Source organism: Kosakonia sp. CCTCC M2018092 (genome assembly GCF_003864115.1).
In the GTDB taxonomy this organism is placed as follows: Bacteria; Pseudomonadota; Gammaproteobacteria; order Enterobacterales; family Enterobacteriaceae; genus Kosakonia; species Kosakonia cowanii.
The window spans coordinates 1,877,153-1,893,356 of the sequence record NZ_CP034225.1 but is presented as its reverse complement, the minus strand read 5'-3'; the positions used below and the strand labels follow the sequence as shown (position 1 = coordinate 1,893,356).

General features: G+C 53.6%; 22 protein-coding genes. 1 reads left to right on the top strand and 21 read right to left on the bottom strand.

Annotation, left to right across the window (positions count from 1 at the left end):
• Window positions 1-21: 21 nt before the first annotated feature.
• The 21 genes from EH164_RS09015 to EH164_RS08915 form a co-directional block, all read right to left on the bottom strand.
• Window positions 22-1,680, bottom strand: coding sequence for a terminase large subunit (locus EH164_RS09015; RefSeq protein WP_124967994.1), 1,659 nt, complete (start codon window positions 1,678-1,680; stop codon window positions 22-24).
• Window positions 1,681-1,683: 3 nt separating this feature from the next.
• The gene (locus tag EH164_RS09010) at window positions 1,684-2,184 is read right to left on the bottom strand and encodes a terminase small subunit (RefSeq protein ID WP_124967993.1); all 501 of its coding nucleotides are present in this window, start codon (window positions 2,182-2,184) and stop codon (window positions 1,684-1,686) included.
• Between the two features lie 177 nt (window positions 2,185-2,361).
• Window positions 2,362-2,730 carry an HNH endonuclease gene (locus EH164_RS09005; protein WP_124967992.1) on the bottom strand — a complete coding sequence of 123 codons (369 nt, stop codon included), beginning with the start codon at window positions 2,728-2,730 and terminating at the stop codon, window positions 2,362-2,364.
• The gene (locus EH164_RS22725; protein WP_124967991.1) at window positions 2,723-3,316 is read right to left on the bottom strand and encodes a hypothetical protein; all 594 of its coding nucleotides are present in this window, start codon (window positions 3,314-3,316) and stop codon (window positions 2,723-2,725) included. The genes EH164_RS09005 and EH164_RS22725 overlap by 8 nt, the downstream gene beginning before the upstream one ends.
• Window positions 3,297-3,587 carry an AP2 domain-containing protein gene (locus tag EH164_RS22920; protein ID WP_370277266.1) on the bottom strand — a complete coding sequence of 97 codons (291 nt, stop codon included), beginning with the start codon at window positions 3,585-3,587 and terminating at the stop codon, window positions 3,297-3,299. The genes EH164_RS22725 and EH164_RS22920 overlap by 20 nt, the downstream gene beginning before the upstream one ends.
• 271 nt (window positions 3,588-3,858) lie before the next feature.
• Window positions 3,859-5,319 (bottom strand): glycosyltransferase family 2 protein, encoded by a 1,461-nt coding sequence (locus EH164_RS08990; RefSeq protein WP_124967989.1) that lies wholly within the window; start codon window positions 5,317-5,319, stop codon window positions 3,859-3,861.
• 161 nt (window positions 5,320-5,480) lie between these two features.
• Entirely contained in the window at window positions 5,481-5,888 is a 408-nt protein-coding gene (locus EH164_RS08985; RefSeq protein WP_124967988.1) for a DUF2513 domain-containing protein, read from the bottom strand.
• 73 nt (window positions 5,889-5,961) lie between these two features.
• Window positions 5,962-6,243: a hypothetical protein gene (locus EH164_RS08980; protein ID WP_124967987.1), complete on the bottom strand. Its 282-nt coding sequence runs from the start codon at window positions 6,241-6,243 to the stop codon at window positions 5,962-5,964.
• 881 nt (window positions 6,244-7,124) lie between these two features.
• Entirely contained in the window at window positions 7,125-7,577 is a 453-nt protein-coding gene (locus EH164_RS08975; RefSeq protein ID WP_124967986.1) for an Rz lytic protein, read from the bottom strand.
• A complete protein-coding gene (locus EH164_RS08970) occupies window positions 7,574-8,011 on the bottom strand; it encodes a lysozyme (RefSeq protein WP_124967985.1) in 438 nt (145 codons plus the stop codon). Before EH164_RS08970 ends, EH164_RS08975 begins: the two co-directional genes overlap by 4 nt.
• Window positions 7,995-8,354 (bottom strand): phage holin, lambda family, encoded by a 360-nt coding sequence (locus EH164_RS08965; protein WP_223284278.1) that lies wholly within the window; start codon window positions 8,352-8,354, stop codon window positions 7,995-7,997. The genes EH164_RS08970 and EH164_RS08965 overlap by 17 nt, the downstream gene beginning before the upstream one ends.
• Window positions 8,355-9,133: 779 nt before the next feature.
• The gene (locus EH164_RS08960) at window positions 9,134-9,892 is read right to left on the bottom strand and encodes an antitermination protein (protein WP_124967984.1); all 759 of its coding nucleotides are present in this window, start codon (window positions 9,890-9,892) and stop codon (window positions 9,134-9,136) included.
• Between the two features lie 14 nt (window positions 9,893-9,906).
• Complete coding sequence (locus EH164_RS08955) at window positions 9,907-10,899, bottom strand: DUF968 domain-containing protein (protein ID WP_124967983.1); 993 nt, start codon at window positions 10,897-10,899, stop codon at window positions 9,907-9,909.
• Window positions 10,896-11,615, bottom strand: a complete 720-nt coding sequence (locus EH164_RS08950; protein ID WP_124967982.1) for a phage antirepressor KilAC domain-containing protein — start codon at window positions 11,613-11,615, stop codon at window positions 10,896-10,898. Before EH164_RS08950 ends, EH164_RS08955 begins: the two co-directional genes overlap by 4 nt.
• 11 nt (window positions 11,616-11,626) lie before the next feature.
• Window positions 11,627-12,016, bottom strand: coding sequence for a RusA family crossover junction endodeoxyribonuclease (locus EH164_RS08945; RefSeq protein ID WP_124967981.1), 390 nt, complete (start codon window positions 12,014-12,016; stop codon window positions 11,627-11,629).
• Window positions 12,013-12,333 (bottom strand): LexA family transcriptional regulator, encoded by a 321-nt coding sequence (locus EH164_RS08940; RefSeq protein ID WP_124967980.1) that lies wholly within the window; start codon window positions 12,331-12,333, stop codon window positions 12,013-12,015. The genes EH164_RS08945 and EH164_RS08940 overlap by 4 nt, the downstream gene beginning before the upstream one ends.
• A gap of 15 nt (window positions 12,334-12,348) precedes the next feature.
• Window positions 12,349-13,212 carry a Dam family site-specific DNA-(adenine-N6)-methyltransferase gene (locus tag EH164_RS08935; RefSeq protein WP_124967979.1) on the bottom strand — a complete coding sequence of 288 codons (864 nt, stop codon included), beginning with the start codon at window positions 13,210-13,212 and terminating at the stop codon, window positions 12,349-12,351.
• Window positions 13,209-14,081 (bottom strand): conserved phage C-terminal domain-containing protein, encoded by an 873-nt coding sequence (locus EH164_RS08930; protein WP_124967978.1) that lies wholly within the window; start codon window positions 14,079-14,081, stop codon window positions 13,209-13,211. The genes EH164_RS08935 and EH164_RS08930 overlap by 4 nt, the downstream gene beginning before the upstream one ends.
• Window positions 14,071-14,250, bottom strand: coding sequence for a DUF4222 domain-containing protein (locus EH164_RS08925; RefSeq protein ID WP_124967977.1), 180 nt, complete (start codon window positions 14,248-14,250; stop codon window positions 14,071-14,073). Before EH164_RS08925 ends, EH164_RS08930 begins: the two co-directional genes overlap by 11 nt.
• Window positions 14,251-14,491: 241 nt before the next feature.
• Window positions 14,492-14,953: a YmfL family putative regulatory protein gene (locus EH164_RS08920; RefSeq protein WP_124967976.1), complete on the bottom strand. Its 462-nt coding sequence runs from the start codon at window positions 14,951-14,953 to the stop codon at window positions 14,492-14,494.
• A gap of 25 nt (window positions 14,954-14,978) precedes the next feature.
• The gene (locus EH164_RS08915; RefSeq protein WP_124967975.1) at window positions 14,979-15,221 is read right to left on the bottom strand and encodes a Cro/Cl family transcriptional regulator; all 243 of its coding nucleotides are present in this window, start codon (window positions 15,219-15,221) and stop codon (window positions 14,979-14,981) included.
• Between the two features lie 100 nt (window positions 15,222-15,321).
• Here EH164_RS08915 and EH164_RS08910 point away from each other — a divergent pair, with 100 nt between their 5' ends.
• On the top strand, window positions 15,322-16,008 hold the full coding sequence (locus EH164_RS08910) for a LexA family transcriptional regulator (RefSeq protein WP_124967974.1): 687 nt from the start codon (window positions 15,322-15,324) through the stop codon (window positions 16,006-16,008).
• The last annotated feature ends 196 nt before the right edge of the window (window positions 16,009-16,204 follow it).

Here is a 16,204-nt window from a genome sequence, read left to right as displayed (position 1 = left end):
GGTTGTTGACTGACATAGCTGTCATATGAAATGCACCTGATAATCCTGCTTCTTCGCCTCAGGGTTCAGCGCCATAAGCGAAACGGCATTAAACAACGCCATGAGCGGGTCAATCTTGCCCTTGCCGCTGGCCTGCTTGGTAATGAGGATCGCATTGCCTTTTGGCTCGACGCGGGCATTGCCCACGCACCAGGCCATCATGGGCTGCCCGGCATGCACCAGCACACCTTCGGCAAGCTTGCGTTCGGTCGTTTTTATCGCACCGCCGAGGCGCCAGCCCTGACTGACGCCCACCACGGCATCAGCGGGGATCTCCGCCTCGATAAGTGCGTCGAGGATCTGCCCCACGCCTGAGGGGTCAATGCCTATTTTGTCGAGCAGCTCGGCGGTGTGGATGCGGCTGACGTACTCCGCCACCTCTTCTGTGTCCTGCCCGACACGCTTCACAATGGTCAGGTCACCGGCTTTCACAAAGTCGTTAAACCGGGACTCCTCGCTTTTACGGCGCCGGATTGCTATTTCATGTGCCCAGGCATGACACCAGCAGAGCCATTCCCGCGTCTCGGCATCGCGTCCGACGGCACTGAACCCCAGCAGGTCATCAAGCCCGCCGCCGTCAATGCCGACCGAGATCACTTCCGCGCGCTGCAGCAAATCGTTAAAACTCACCCGCCTCGCCTGCTGCTCCCAGAAATCGACGCCCGCCCAGCGGTCGCTGCGCAGGTTGAGACCGATTTCGATGTTGAGATGTTTCGCCAGAAACTGTTGCAGCGTGCCGTCAGTTTTCGCCTGGTTCTTTCGCAGGTTATCGGCGATCCACTCCGGACTGACGGAAAGGCCGATATTCGGGTTGGTAATATAGAAGTTCTCAGGCTGAAGGTAGGCCTTGGTCTGGATCATGCTGTCCGGGAATTCGTAGAGGATCCCCAGCGTTTTCGAATCGCTGATTTTGCCGTCGCGCACATCGCGCCAGTAATCGAGGCGTTCCTTAAACACGCCCGCCGGCGGGTCATCGCTCTGCGTGGTGAGGTAAATCACCCAGCCTTCATTGCGCGATACCTGTCCGCCGAGTGCCTCCATAAACATCGCCTCTGCGTTGGCGCGTTTGCCGAAAAGCCAGAGCTCGTCGACGAGGATCCGCCCTGACTTTTTCCCGGAGACCGTGTCGGTATCAGCGGCCACCACTTTCAGGGTGTTTCGCGTGACCCGGTGGGTGATGGTGCGGATATGATCCTGAATCTGGAACATATCTGTCAGTTCTTCATCCGCACGGATCATGCCGGCGGCAGGTTTGAAGCTGTTGTCGGCCACCTCTTTTGTCGGTGCCAGAATGAGATGCTCCTCGTCCTCACGCCAGCAGAGAATGAGCGCGGTCAGCATAATGCCGGCGGCAATCGTCGACTTGGTGTTCTTCTTCGATATCAGCAGACCGTATTCACGGATCAGCTGGTTACCGGTCTCGGCGTCGTACCCGCCGAAGATGACTTTCACAAAGTCGAACACCCACGCCTCGGAGCACTCACCGAATGTGGGCTTTCCCGGGAGGTCTGAAACACGGAGTTCGCGGAATATGCTCAGCGCCTGTTCAGCCTGGTCAGCGAATATGGGCGGCGGAATAATGGACTCGCCGTCGATGAGGCGGTTTTCCCAGTCGGTGCAGGCCGTGGACCACTGCGCCATGGATTACCCCTCTTTGTTATTCACCACCAGCTTTGGCGGTGCCATAGATCCGAACTTGCTCGCGCCCGCGGCCACTTTTGCCGCAGCGTTGCGCGCCTCTTTTTTGCCCGTCTCCCCTTTTTTGGGGTGAACATAAGGCAGCATGGCCTTTGCCGCATCCTTCCGGGTGTCAATGTCCTCAGTGGAGTCGTTCATCACTGCCATAAGAAATTTGAGCGGATCGTCATACTGACCGGCCGCCGGCGGCACTTCCGGCTGCGGAATTTTTTCCGGGGTGTTTACCGCTGGGGTATAAACATTTTTCCGGTATTCCGGCACCTCATCCACGGTGACGGTTTCTTGCTTTTTACGGGCAATAAAAGCGGTGACTTCCGGGTCTTTTGCAAGCTGCGACCCCTTTGACCGCGCGGATTTCTCCGAGTAGCCCGCCTTTACTGCCGCATCTTTCTGAGACATGCCGGACATCAGCGCCACCGCGAATTTTCTCTTCTGCGCTGTTAACATGTTTATACCCTCCAGAAGGGGATTTTTTCTCTGCGTGAGGGAGGGGGCGGTGTACAGGGTGATCAGCCTTTTTTTTGAGCCCTCCCCCCCCCGGCAATGAGAATCACTATCATTACAAATGGAATAGTTACAAATGCAACTAATCCATCAATCAAATGATAATCATTTTCATTTAAATCAAAATATGACTGTTCCCTGTCCGTCAGCGCCTTCGGGCACGGCATGTTTCAGGGCTTCATCATCCGGACTGGCCGTGGCTGCTTCGCGCGCGGATTTTCCGGCATGGCATTCCTTACATAGCGTCCAGAGGTTGCGCTCTGTGTTGTCGCCGCCGAACTGTAGCGCAATGCGGTGGTCAAGCTCGCTCTCATGCAGATCAACAGCGCGTGCGCACATACAGCAATGTCCTCCGTCGCGTACCCACAGCCGGCGCTTAAGCCCCACACGCACACTGCCACTGATACGCCGCTGCTCACCGTAAACGGGTTTGATGCGTCGAGTGTCCGTGACCTTAAGCCGGGGTTTCAGGGTCGTTAGCTTAGCCATGTAACCTCCATGCCCTTCGCCGCTCGTGGCGGGGCTGACGATCGGGATGCTTCTCAACGGGATCACCGTCAGCATGATCCACCAGTGAGCAGCAGGGATAAACAACCGGGCCGCCGCAGGCATCGCCCACGGCGAAGTCAGCTGGCTTACCTGCGTCCCAGCGTGACAGGAGGTCAGGTAACAGAGCTGGCGGAACGCTGTAGCAGACAGCATGCATGAGACGCTGCATAGTGATGTGATCGGCACGGATGCGATCAGCAGCAATGAGTTTTGTCGCTATCTCAAGCTGGTACTGCGGCGGGCGGCCGGTGCCAAGGTAGAAAGAACAGAGCTGGTCAGGAAAGCAGTCCAGCCAGTCAGCCACCTTTTCCTTAAACCCCGCAACCGGCAGCGCATCATCTTCCAGAACGACCACACGGCATGCCTGCTCACCAGCCCACACCAGCGCGCGGCGGTGATTCCAGTTGGCACCCCTGTCGCGCTCGTCAACCAGCAGGTGAGCGCCAAGAGAGTCAGCCAGCCTTTCGGCCTGCTCTCGCCGGGCGTGGTGCCCGACCACAACAAAGCTAATATCTGTCTGCATCATTGTGAGTGAAAACCTTATTACGGGCTTGACGTGCGGCTTCTGCTGCCTCATCAAGATCATCAAACAGACCAACGAAGTGAGACCTTCTGTTATGGCTATAGTAAGCATGCCATTTACCAGCTTGCGGATTCCATCTCACTCCGCGCTTACCAGATGAGTTGCGGGTGATTGCTGATCCAGATCGGTTTTCGCTGTTTTGCTTAGGCGTTACTAACCTCAAATGGGCGGGATTCACACATAGGGTATTGTGACACTTATGATCAACCAACATACCCTCAGGAATCTCGCCATTTTTCATGACCCAAGATAATCGGTGGGCGAGCCATATAGTCCTTCCTGATGGCGTTCTGGGCCCTGCAATCTTTCCGTAAATTTGCGGCTTAACATGGTTTCCATTTGTAGGTTGCGCAGTTGCACCTCGCCAAATCCAGCAATCTTGCTGTCCGAATTTATCAACCTTTTCCCAGAATCGTTCTTCAAGCGGCCTTTTTTTAGGCATAAGAAGACCTCCCATAAAAAAGGAATAAGAAAGTTAAGCGAAATTACTTATGGCGCCAGAAGGCTATTTCTTTGCCGATACCGTTAGTGCGGAAAACAGTATGTACTTGTGGACCAGTGATGATGCGATCGCCAAAGCGTTTAGCCACAATGCCAAACGCCAGCATATCGCCGACAGCTGCCGGTGCTTTCTCTGTCTTCCAGAAGCGGTGACACTCCAGCAGGTAATAAAGGCGCACTATGCCGTGCGCAAACTCCATCACGTCAGCGCGCAGGCCGCCAAGCAGCCCGGCATTTAACATTACATCAGCGCTATGCTCATCGAGGAAGGCCTGATAGATACGCTCCGGGTGGTGCTGGCGTGCCCACGCATCGGCATATGTTTTTGGTTCAGAGCCGACATACACCTTGCCAGGCACCATATCTGCCCATGGCTCCCGGAGCATTTCTACATCGGTACCGTCAGTACACCAGACGAAATGATACTCAGGATGATCTCGAAGGTGCTGCCAGATATGCAGCCAGCGCCTGAAGTAGCAGTTCATCTTCACCGCGGGAACGCGCCAAAGTTCTACATCAGCCGGCGCGGTTGCCAGTTCATCAGCCAGCACAATCCGCCCGCAGCCGCGCAACGAACCGGCCCACTTCGTCAGCAGGTCAGGTGTGGCTGTCATTCTGGTACCGCGCTGCGGGTCTGGCTCGCTGGTCAGCAGCGTGGTGATCACTACATTGCGTTGCGATCGATACGGGGCGTAGCCGGTAAAACCGGTATCGCGGCGCGCGTTGTGAATTTTGACGTTGTGCTTTACCTGCTCTTCCCGATCCGGACGTGGTACCGAACGCTCCACCAGCTCATGCTCATCGAGGGAGTGGATCAGCTTTTCAGAGCCGACCACATCAGCGAACGCCCACGACGTTAGTCCGGCATTGTGGATGCGCAGGGCGAGATCGCTGTGCTCATACATGCCGCGACCATAAATCGGGTCGAAGCCGCCGACACGCTCAATCGCGCTGCGGTGGTAATAGAGCATGACGCCGCGCTGGCCGGTGTAGGCGATATGCTGATCGTCTCGATACAGCACCGCAATATCGTTCAGCTTGCGCGCACCAGACAGATCGAGAAACTGATAAGCCAGATGTGGCTCGGGTGATTCGATGTAAGGCAGCCACCAGCAATCAGCGATCGGCCAGGCATCATCGTCCCACAAAAAAAGATGCTCACACCCGGCATCCATCAGCGCGGTAAGGCTGGCGTTCTTCGAGGCCACAATACCAAGCGATGTATCGTGTCGGATTAACTTCACGCCGTCGGTGACCGCTGCTGGTGGTTGTGAACCGTCGTCAACGACAACCACCAGCGCGCCGACAGGTAAATGTCGGAGAAGATGCTCCAGCGCCTTGCTTAGAACAGCAGCGCGATTGTGCGTAGAGATAGCTATGCCGATACGGCTGGTGGCCGGTTTGCAAACAGGCGCGTACGGGACACCATCGATAGTGACCTGCATAAAGCTTCCTTTTAGATGTGAGCCTGTCGCATGGGGCAGCCGCCCGAGAAAGCAGCGTTCCCCAGGCTCACGACTGAAAGACTCACGATTGTTTAGCGCATGCGAGGCGCAATAAAAAAGCCCCGCTTTGCGTGGCTTAAATAAAGATTCTTAAATAGTGACTAGGAGCCTAAAATATTGTCGATCTTTTTCTGAACAAAACCTTCAAACAGCCGTTTCGACACATCAACTAAAGTTCCAATACTGGCATCCTTAAAGCCATCTTTTACAGTGTTCCATACTTCCTTATTTCGAAGGGCTTCGAGGAAATCATGACCACTTGCGGTGAGACGTAATGGTAAAACACTCCAAGAGCCACCAGTATCGGCACCTTCATCATAACCAAAGCCATAATTTCCATCTGTTCTTGCAATCAAATTACGATCGTCTAATAACCGCATATGGAATAAGAAATTATCTGTTGTAAAGTCGTATCCCACATCCTGTAGTTTCCTAATATCAGTTTGTGGCTCACCTGAAGCTTCGAAAGCTTCTAAGAGTCCTTTCAAATAATCGTGATCTATTTTCATAACCCGCCCCTTCAAAGGTGAGGGGATAATATAGCATTATCACAGACACTCAGTGAATGCCTGCTGTAATGCCTCAGCAGTCTCCGTCGGGGCGTGCAACTGCACGACATGCCCACATGCAGGCTTCCTGCATTTTGGTGCGGGCAATAGCCAGGCAGCGCGCAGCTTCCTGCGCTTCGACAGAGTGATTCGCCGTCTCAGAAAGCTCAGCGCTTACGATTTCCCGCTCGGTATCGAGAAGACTGCAAAAATGGCGACTGACACCTTTAAGGCGGTTCATGCGCTCAATGTCGCCATCAGTTAAAGTGCGGTAGCCTTTCACGGTGCTGCCGTCTTGTGGTTTTGCTTCATTCATTGAATCACCTTACATTTCGACATACGTATGAATTAGAAATAAAAAACCCCGCAAAAGCGGGGCTTTCGGAAAAATATCCCTTAAATCTTGTTCATTAGGCTGATGGGATACCATTTATCCTCGATTGCTACCTCTATGTAGCTATATGTAAAATTTCCGGTTTCTGTGCAGATGCTGGTAAGAAATGCCCCCTCGGGAGCCTTAAATTCACCATTAACAGATTGCGCGTGCTCCGTTGAGGACAAACGCACATTGTCTACTTTGTATTGCATTATTCCACCCTCTGATACAAGCCATTTGGTACATGAATAATACCAAATGGCACTTCTGCATTTTGGGCACTACGGACAGCAAAATGTGATACTGCTCAAATATCCTTGCAGTGATCGCACCTTGATTAGCGTTACAAGCTTTATCCACTTTGTCTACTGCAGTAGACAGACGATTCGGGCAAGAAAAAAGTTACACAATAGAAGCCTCACAATCGAGGCGTACACGTCCATAAAAATCCTGGAGGTTACTATTGTGACTACGCACGAAAAAATCCTTTTTATTATCGCCTTGAGAAAACCCCTCTGCTACATCATTGAAACGCTATGCCTGGCATATAATCTTTGGCTTCTTAAAAGATACGGCATTATCAAGCCCACCCGCAGATGAGCTTTGTAATGACTACTTCCCTTCTGTCTTCTTATCCCACTCTTCACGGAATTTAACCGGATCATCGAAGCCCTGAGTCATTTCATTTTCCATGCTGTCTGCTCTCTTCAATCTGCCTAATGGCAGCGCGATCGATATTGCACTGCTCCACCAGCCCGTATAACTGCGCACTGAGCTGAACGCTGTCACCGAACGTCATTCCGTCCGGCGGCTCTGGCGCATCAATGCGTGATGTCAGCTCTGCCGGCAGGCTGATTTGCGGCTGGCTTATTGTCCGGTACTCCACCTGCGGCTTTTGCTGCGGCGCGCAGCCGGTCAGCAGCATTGTCAGGAACGCGAGACTGGGCACACTTATCAGCTTCAAGGTATTGCTTAATTTCATTCTGTAGCTTCCGGTTCTGCTGTGCGGTTACAGTGCGCTGTTCAGTGACCTGAGACATTACCTGGTTCTGCTGCCTGACAGCGGTAACCAGCTCACCCACGCTGGCGGCCAGGCCGTCATTTTTCGATCGCAGATCGTTAATCTGGTCGTCTTTGCTGTTCGCCAGCTTTTCCAGCCGCTCATTAGTGGCTGTTAACTGGGCGTTACGGGCATTCAGTCCCCACAGCGCCACGCAAATCAGGCCGATAACGATGATGTGCGAATAGTTCTTTATGAGGTTGATCGGGTTCATGTCAGAAACACCTCTCTTTCACGCTGGCGGCGCGGCAGGAGAATATCCGGATCGTTACCGGAGCGTTTCCACATCAGGAAAGCATCAGCCGCGCCGTGATATTCATGGGCATTGAGCCGCTTAAGGACGGTGGAATCTTCGAAAGCCTTTTTGCCGATATTGAAGACCAGACTGCACAGTGCGTCATACTGATTCTGGGTAAGCGGCACCTTCACGCTGGCGTTAATAGCTTTCTCAACCCAGGCGATATCAGTTAGAAGCAATGCGGTTGATTTCTCTTTGCTGATGGTCAGTGCCGGAGTGATGGGGCGGCCATCCACCGGCCCGGTATGACCGACGCCGATCGTCAGAATACCTTTGGTGTCGCTATACGCTTTCAGGCGCTCACCTTCTTCGCGCTTAATCAGGGCAATACCGTCAGGACTGATTTTCACTGTTATCTCCCGTTCTGCGGCTAATCCACCCGCGCAACTTCTCGCTTATGTAGTCATTGCCGACATACCCGATGTACACCGCGAAAACCTGAGCGGCTGTATCGGGGACATTCCAGTTAAGAACGCCCCCGACCACCTGAAGCGTCGGCGCGGCGAAGAATGCCAGTGCGCTGCACGACACGGCGTCAAGAACACGCTTACTCCATGAGGACTGCGCATAAGCACTTCGCAGCAGAGAAAACATGCCCGCCACACCTGCATATCCCCATTCTGTTTTGTGGCTGTATAGCCAGGCAATAAGACCTGCCCAGAAACCAGCGTCTTTGTCCGGCATACGTTTCATCTCCACCTCCGCCTGTAAAGGGTCGGTGCTGTGTAATTTAAAGAGTCAGGAGCCAAGGCTGCACTCGACAATGTGGCCTTGATAGTTTTCCTGTGGACTGAAATGAAGAAAGCCGCCAGATGGCAGCCTTGAGAAATTCTAATTAGAGGGTTTATTACGCTTTCTGCGACGGCCACGCCTGATGCGCTCCAGGCGGTACTTGAAGATAAATTTTATTTAAGAACTGGCAAAAAAATCTATAAATTTAATTCTTTCTTAAAATAAAAGCTTTCATAAGGTAAAGCGTGTATGCTTGAAAAATCGTTGTTACTTCATGCAATACTTACCCACCCTGAAACCTACTGATAAAAAAGAACTTTTCCCTAGGTTCCGTCGAATAATCATTTACTAAGGAACCTTTATCAAAAATACTGACGCCATAGTAGGCGAAGCAATTTTGCGCTTTATAAATTCTCAGTCTCGGGAAGAGTTTAGCAGAGATGAACTTATCAAAACACTTGAAGAAATGTTCGTGGAAAAATATGAAAACAGCCTTTCAATTTCAGAAATTAATGATTATGAATCGGCATTGAAATCAATAATTTTCAAGAAATATGAAGATAAATAGTTATGTTAGCAGATGCAAAAACGAATATTTCAAGCAATAAAAAACCCCGCTAAAGCGAGGCTCAGGATTAATTTATATAACGAGACACGCACAATGCCCATCGTTAGGAAAATACTAACCATTTTTTTCGGACATTGCAAGCATCGTGTCGCTAAAAATCGCGAATATGCATCTATCTTGTAACTTTGCGCAGCTGCACCTCGGCAAAAGCCTCTTCTTGCCAGCATTTTGTCACCAAAAGCGCGATTACATCGCCATAACCGCTGTACCACTGGTAGCTGGTCAGATCAGGGATAATCTTCTCTATGCGCACCCGCGCAAGTGTTGTAGGCAAACGGCTGAAGCGGTTTCCGTTGCAACGACCGCAAACTTTCCTGACTGGTGCGCCGAGGAGATTGGTTCTCTTCTCATCCAGCACGGTCCCCTTACCTTTACAGCCGCGGCAGGCCGTGCCCACCTCTCCTTTTCCCGTGCAGTGCTGGCACATCACTTCTACGGCTTCGTGCTTAACCGTTGCCTCTACGCCGTTAACGCCAGGGTGCTTAACCACGTCCTGCATTTCCCGCACCACGCCTTTCCCTTCGCAATGTGGGCAGGTCGATTTACTGGCTGCAGAACGCGAATAATCTGCATAGGCAAATTGCACCAGCACCGGCAGAACTTCGCCGCGTGCCTTCTCACTCAGTTTCCCCAGAACCGGGTTTTTCAGCGCCAGCGCGTATTGCATCAGCCCATCAATAGCAGGTGCCGGATCCTGAATCCCCATTTTCGCCAGGAAGAGATTAAAACCGAGACTGGCTTTCGACTGCACCATGCCCTGGGCTGCCATTACATCGGTGATAGTCAGCGCGACACCGCCGGTCGCTGGCGTCTGATCGTTAAGCTTCGGTGATTTCGGGGAATAAAATTTCGGTAATGATTCGAGGTTCATAGCGTCTCCACAATTTACGCCAGCGCGCCAATAGCCAGCGCACGATCTAAAAACCGAAACATCAGCGCTAACTGGTCGCCGTATTTCGCTTCGAATGCCACGGTGTCAGCGTGCAACGCGTCGTGATGCGCTCTGCAAAGCGGGATCACAAACAGGTCGTGCGCCTTCGTACCCATCCCACCCTGCCCGTGGCCTATCAGGTGATGGGGGTCGTCTGCCGGGTTGCCACAGCACATGCACTGCTGCGTTTTAACCCAGCGGGTGAACTTCTCATTCTCCCAGCGGCGGCGCTTCGGGCGTAGCATGAAGGATTCCGGCGTTTCCGGATCCACATTCAGCGCCAGCACCTGCTTAGCCACTTCCTCCACTATCTCGCGTCCGAGGAGTTCGCCGGGCACAAGTTCTGTTTCGCGGGTGACGGACCTGATCACCGGCTTTGGCATCCTCAGCACCTGCCGGGCGGCATCTTCTGGCAGGGCATCTGCCAGGCCATTGCGCGCGAGCCACCAGCAGAATTCCGGTAGCGTGAGCGTATGCGAATCGTCGAAACCCAGTTCACGGCGTGCGGTGGTGAGGATGTAAGCCGCGCAGTTCGCCCGCGCCATGTGCGCCAGCTGCTCTGTAGTCTGTTCACGCAGCAGGTTATCGCAGTGCCAGCACAGGCGAAGCGCGCCGGGCGCGTGGCGCATCGTGGTGATGTTCTCCGCGTGCCAGTCCTCATGCGGCCACTGACAGCCACCGTTTTCCATCAGCCAGCTTTCCAGCCCACCGATGCCACCAGCGCGGCGCAGCACCGCATCGTTTTCAAAAACACCAGCGAGCGCAGGATCCTCGGCCAGTGGCTGCCCGGCGGGTGGCAGTTCGCCGTTGGGCATACCCGCCAGGCGTTCCGGCTCATTTTCCAGCAGCATACGCCCGCGGCGGAAATGCATCAGCAGGCTGGCGCCCGGCCTGAACATGACGAGACCCAGCTCTGCCACGACGATCGGATTAAGCAGTGCCCTCACCTCGCAGCCCCCTGCGCTTTGTGTGCCGCCCACAGGCCGCCGACCCACTGGATCCCCTTTGCCGTAAAGCGCGCCTGGCTGAAAGCATGGCCATTGTCGGTGCTGGTGCCGGTTTTCACCTTAAAGCGACCGTTATCAATGTGCTGGTGGTGCGGCGTCAGCCCCCCGCCGAGGCGATACATGATCCTGTTGTCAATGAGGAACATGCGAAACTCATGCTCTTTGGCGTTAAGCAGCTTCGCCACCTGGCGGAAAGACATTGAGCCACCCGCAGAGCAGTAGCGATCCACAAATTCCACCTTCGGCGCTGCGGCGGCCAGTTCCTGTTTGAGCTGGTGCTGCTGCTCGGCAAGATCAGCAGCGAGGCGCAAAGCTTCCGGCAGGGATTTCGGTACCTGCATCGCCTGCTGGCTCTCCAGATCCTGCCAGCGGTCGACCAGGCGGGCGGTAAACTCTGGCGAGAGCTGAGCCACCACGACATAGCTGTCTCGCTTACAAAGCTGGTACACGGCGACGGCCTGCCCGAGGTGATTGGCAACTTCCACCATTGGTGGAAGTTGAATAACGCCGCGTTCTGCCAGTCGCTCTACTGTCCGTTTGACGCTATCGTGACGTGACTCAACCAGATCAGCGATCTCCTGGCTACTCATCGCCAGTTCCTGCCCCGACATCATTGCCGCCGGGGTAAAAGCGGGTACTGCGTTCATCTGTTGCATGCGTATCTCCGTTAAGCGGCTGCAACCGCTGTTGGTTCATACCTGGTGATCGTAATCTCCACCCTGCCGCCCTTCACTGTCGGCCCCCACTCAACCAGCATCCGTTTCACCTGGCTGTCGTCCTCCCACACGCCGGCATGCGTCAGCCCATCGAAAAGCGCTTTGTTGTAGTTGTCGATGTCCCGGCGGCGCGCGTCGGGCGGAAAAAGCAGGATTTCTACTGCTGCGGGCTCGGTCGACGGCTTCGGCAGGCGGCGTAGCTGCTCGATGATGGCCGCACAGGCTGCGCTCTGAAATGCACGACCAGCAGCACTGATGAGATGGCGCCCCTTGAGCGGACCCTTATTCGGAGCGCGCCAATAGGTGTTCACGCTCGGCGGGAACGGCAGGATCAACTTCATACGGCAACCCCGCGCATTTTCAGGAAGGAGATCGCTTGGTCTCTCGCATGTTCTTCACCGGCCACCAGCGAGCGCAGCAGCGAAACTGCTTCATCTTCTGCGACCGGGCTGTTGATGGAGATACCGCGGCACACGCCCGGTAAAAGGGTGATAGCGCCTTTACGCTGAAGGGATCGCAGAACTTCAGTTGCCGCGTTCGGTGATGCTGCGCCCATCAGGTCAGCCACTTCCTTTTGCGTCGGCGGGATCCCATGCTCTTTATGGAAAGCCACAATCAGGCTCAGTATTTGCTGCTGGCGGGCTGTTAACAGATTCATTTTCACACTGCCTCCTCAGAGAGTTGCCACGATGTCAGCAGCGTTTTCCCGCGTGCTGCCTTTACTGGAAATGGACCGCCGGGCGCTGACTTGATGCAGCGTGAAGCCATGCTCTTCGTAGAGCTCGATAATCCGTGGCGCCGTCGAGTTGCTGATCACCACCCGCGCGCCGCGCTGATGTGCCGCAACACAGGATTCAACCAGCGCCACCTGGTCAGCCCATACGAAACCGCCGGCGGCATAGTTCGTGAAACCCGCCGTACCCGGCAGCGGTTCATAGGGCGGATCGCAGTAAACGACATCGCCTTTACCTGCCAGCGACAGCGTGCGGAGGTAACCGGCATTCATGAAAACGCATTTGGGCGCCACAGCAGCAAAAGCCAGCAGCTCTTTATCCGGAAAATACGGACCAGTTTTTTTACCCCAGCCGACGTTGAAATCGCCGGCGCGGTTGTAGCGGATTAGCCCGTTGAAGCAGTGGCGGTTCAGATACAGGAAAGCGGCGGCGCGCGCTGGTCCGGTCATCTGCTGCGAGTTGAATGCCTGGCGAACGGCGAAGTAACTCCGCTCGTCACCCATTTCAGTAAAAAACTGGCGCGCCAGCACCGTTACCTGCTCTGGCACAACGGCAAGCATCTGATAGAGGTTAATCAGATCCGGATTGGCATCTGCCAGCAGGAATCTTTCGTGCTTACCTGAGTTGAGAAAAACCGAGCCACCACCGACAAACGGCTCAACAAGCCGCGCACCCGTCGGGATGAGGCGATCCAGTGCAGGCATCAGGGAATATTTCCCGCCAGCCCATTTCAGGAACGGACGCTGCCATACGCGCGGCGCCGGTTCTGCCACTGGTAGTGCTGCTGCCGTATCAGCCATCATGAGCGGAACCCCGAGTTTTGCGGCAGCGAGTAATCGACGTTCTGGAATGTCGCACGGGAAGCTGTGCTGCTGACCCACTCGCCGTTGCGGCGCGCCGGGCGCCCTGCTTCGTTCCACTTCGTCGCGGCCTGCAGGTAGCCAGGGAATTTGCTCGGCAGGAAAAGCGTGGTCGGGCGCAGGTATGTCGCCATCTGCAAATCTGCGCTCCACTTCTCGTTGGTGTAATCCACGACAAGCTTCAGCTCTTCAGCGCTGAATCCTTCACCCAGGCGAGCCCGGATGTGTTCCAGCGACGTTTTCGATACCTGGTACCGCGATCCGGTTTGCTGATTCAGGTAAGTCAGAACCTGTTTAGCCTGGTCAGTAACCCTCACCGCATCGTCGGGTTGCGCAGCAACCGGACAGAAAGGGTTTTGATTTTTATCTGATGGATCTTGTTTTGAATTTACTGACGGATCCCCCCCAGATTCTGACGGGTGAAAACCGCCGTTTTTGCCAGATTTCGACGCGTCAGATTTTGAGGCGTCAGAATTTGACCCGTCAGATTTTGAGGTGTCAGATTCTGACAGGTGAGAAAAGGCAGCGGCCTGAAGCTTTTGCACGTTGAGCTGATAGACATTCGACGCGTTACGGTTGCCTTTGCGGCGCTGCTGACGGGAAAGCCAGCCATCCTGTTCAAGCTTGCCGATCGCCGTGCGCACGGTGCTTTCACCCGCGCCAAGCTGGCGGGCAATGGTCTCTATAGAAGGCCAGCACACGCCGTCGTCGTTGCTGTAGTCGGCCAGGCGCGCCATGATGGCAACGCTGGTCAGCTTCATGCCAGCGGCGGCACAAACGTCCCAGACATAGCCTTGTAATTTAGTGCTCATGGTCGTCCTTTATTTCTCTGAAATCGCGCTTGAAGATTTGGAGTGGTTTGAAGCATTCGTGAGGGTAGTCACTCCGCAGATAGATAACGCGGCGCGATTCTGGCTCCCACCGTATGACACGGACGGGGATGCCTCTTCTGTCACGGAACCACCTGTCAACTTCAGCCATTCTTTACGCCCCTGCTCATTCATCGCTGCGAATGCTCCTACCAGCGCGCCAGCAGTCTGGTAGTTGTGGCTACCCTCTGTGCCACGTACTATTTCCACATAGCCGAACGGTGCATCACGCCCCACCAGCGGTGGGCAGCGGAATTGCTTAGCTGGCCGGAATCGGTTTAAACTGTTCATGCGTAGGTATCTCCACACTTTGATCGACACGCCACGACGCCAGGGGCTGCAACCCGCTGGCGTCACTTCTTTTTGCGGCTGAATAACGCGATAATCGCTGCAATCTCTTCTTCACGCGCAGCCATATGGCGGCGGTGACATTCCATAATTTCTTCTGCTTCATCCTGCTCAATCACCCCATCTTCCAGCGCCTGCTGAATAATCTGGTCAACGTATCCGCGCGCTGCTGCTGTCCTCATCGAACGGCTGAAAAGGTCCACGCGATCGAGGTCTTCCATACTCGGCTGTTCCACCAGCAGGCATCCGCGGCGCCGGGCAAAGTAGTCAGCCAGGCAAGAGGTGTTGGAGATGTCTTCCATCGCTTCCAGCTCGGAAGCCTCGAAGAAACGGCAGCCGTTTTTTTCGTAAAGGTTGTTGTTGAACTGCGTCACGCTCATACCAAGCGCACCAGCCATCGCCTCGCGTCCACCTGGATAGGCTTTACACATCGCCTTAACAACAGTTTTTAAAGTGTGCTCTACCATCTTGTTTTTCCTTTGGTAGTTACCGTTACGCTGCGTTTTCTTTAGGATTCAATTCAGGCCAGATTTTCGACCAATCGCTTGGGTGAAGATCTTTTCTGCTGACTGCACCAGCTGAGTTGGACTCAATCAAAACTGATAAAGCCGGGCCTAACTTCTGCCCCTTACTGATAGCCTTGCGAAGATATTCAATCGTGGTCTCGCAGCTTTCGGCGAATTCACGCTGTTTATTGAACGCCAGACTGTTGAGATACGTTCTTAACGTTTCCATGAAGCCTCCATTGGGTAACAGTGAAAGTATACCCAGGAGTATATTTTATTCAATACTCACAGGTCATTTACCTAAGAGTAAATTTTCGTAAGATGCCGGCATGAAAGAAAATACGAACAACGCAATTTACGAAGTCAGGCGCAAGAAGCTTCAAGAGCTGGTATCGCGTCATGAAACGCAGAGGAAATTTGCAGAAACAGTGGGCATGGATCCTACTGTCGTTTCGCGCATGCTTTATCCGGAAGGAAAAGCAAATAAGAGAAACATTGGTGAGCAGGCAGCCAGGCAAATAGAAGATGCACTAAAGCTGCACAGAGGCTGGATGGACGGTCTTGCTGATAAAACTGATAATAACGTTTCTTATGCAGGACTTAACGAACCACAAGGGGCTTATCCGGTAATAAGCTGGGTGAGCGCAGGGCAATGGATGGAAGCTGTAGAACCTTATCATCGTCGCGGTATTGACCGCTGGTATGAAACAACTGTTGAATGTTCAGAGGACTCTTTTTGGCTTGATGTAAAAGGCGACTCTATGACATCCCCTGTTGGACTGAGTATTCCAGAAGGGATGGCAATTCTGGTTGATCCTGCTGTTGAGCCACGCAGCGGAAAACTTGTGGTAGCTAAGCTCGACTCTGAAAATGAGGCAACATTTAAAAAATTAGTTGTCGACGCTGGCCGAAAATTTCTGAAGCCCTTAAATCCTCAGTACCCAATGACAGAGATTGACGGCAACTGCAGAATTATAGGCGTTGTAGTAGATGCAAAAATCACTAATCTGCCCTAATCGCCAAGTTAGAATGTAGCCAGCAAAAATAGCTATCACCTTGATTAATCAATAAATAACCCCACCCAAAATTATGTTGCTGTGAATCTTTCCTCGTAGTCACAGCAGCTGCACTTCATTTTTCACCCGTTTCAAACCTCATTTAAATTAACCTTCAAATCAATAGTTTACTTACTACGTACGCAAAATATACCTT

Bases quoted from the DNA above. Each gene is read 5' to 3' on its own strand.
- EH164_RS09005 (WP_124967992.1), bottom strand. From the start codon at position 2,730: ATGGCTAAGCTAACGACCCTGAAACCCCGGCTTAAGGTCACGGACACT.
- EH164_RS08950 (WP_124967982.1), bottom strand. From the start codon at position 11,615: ATGCAACAGATGAACGCAGTACCCGCTTTTACCCCGGCGGCAATGATG.
- EH164_RS08965 (WP_223284278.1), bottom strand. From the start codon at position 8,354: ATGAAACGTATGCCGGACAAAGACGCTGGTTTCTGGGCAGGTCTTATT.
- EH164_RS08990 (WP_124967989.1), bottom strand. From the start codon at position 5,319: ATGCAGGTCACTATCGATGGTGTCCCGTACGCGCCTGTTTGCAAACCG.
- EH164_RS22725 (WP_124967991.1), bottom strand. From the start codon at position 3,316: ATGATGCAGACAGATATTAGCTTTGTTGTGGTCGGGCACCACGCCCGG.
- EH164_RS08960 (WP_124967984.1), bottom strand. From the start codon at position 9,892: ATGAACCTCGAATCATTACCGAAATTTTATTCCCCGAAATCACCGAAG.
- EH164_RS08975 (WP_124967986.1), bottom strand. From the start codon at position 7,577: ATGAACCCGATCAACCTCATAAAGAACTATTCGCACATCATCGTTATC.
- EH164_RS08930 (WP_124967978.1), bottom strand. From the start codon at position 14,081: ATGAGCACTAAATTACAAGGCTATGTCTGGGACGTTTGTGCCGCCGCT.
- EH164_RS08980 (WP_124967987.1), bottom strand. From the start codon at position 6,243: ATGAATGAAGCAAAACCACAAGACGGCAGCACCGTGAAAGGCTACCGC.
- EH164_RS08985 (WP_124967988.1), bottom strand. From the start codon at position 5,888: ATGAAAATAGATCACGATTATTTGAAAGGACTCTTAGAAGCTTTCGAA.
- EH164_RS08940 (WP_124967980.1), bottom strand. From the start codon at position 12,333: ATGAATCTGTTAACAGCCCGCCAGCAGCAAATACTGAGCCTGATTGTG.
- EH164_RS08925 (WP_124967977.1), bottom strand. From the start codon at position 14,250: ATGGCTGAAGTTGACAGGTGGTTCCGTGACAGAAGAGGCATCCCCGTC.
- EH164_RS08915 (WP_124967975.1), bottom strand. From the start codon at position 15,221: ATGGAAACGTTAAGAACGTATCTCAACAGTCTGGCGTTCAATAAACAG.
- EH164_RS08920 (WP_124967976.1), bottom strand. From the start codon at position 14,953: ATGGTAGAGCACACTTTAAAAACTGTTGTTAAGGCGATGTGTAAAGCC.
- EH164_RS09015 (WP_124967994.1), bottom strand. From the start codon at position 1,680: ATGGCGCAGTGGTCCACGGCCTGCACCGACTGGGAAAACCGCCTCATC.
- EH164_RS09010 (WP_124967993.1), bottom strand. From the start codon at position 2,184: ATGTTAACAGCGCAGAAGAGAAAATTCGCGGTGGCGCTGATGTCCGGC.
- EH164_RS08910 (WP_124967974.1), top strand. From the start codon at position 15,322: ATGAAAGAAAATACGAACAACGCAATTTACGAAGTCAGGCGCAAGAAG.
- EH164_RS08935 (WP_124967979.1), bottom strand. From the start codon at position 13,212: ATGATGGCTGATACGGCAGCAGCACTACCAGTGGCAGAACCGGCGCCG.
- EH164_RS22920 (WP_370277266.1), bottom strand. From the start codon at position 3,587: ATGTTGGTTGATCATAAGTGTCACAATACCCTATGTGTGAATCCCGCC.
- EH164_RS08945 (WP_124967981.1), bottom strand. From the start codon at position 12,016: ATGAAGTTGATCCTGCCGTTCCCGCCGAGCGTGAACACCTATTGGCGC.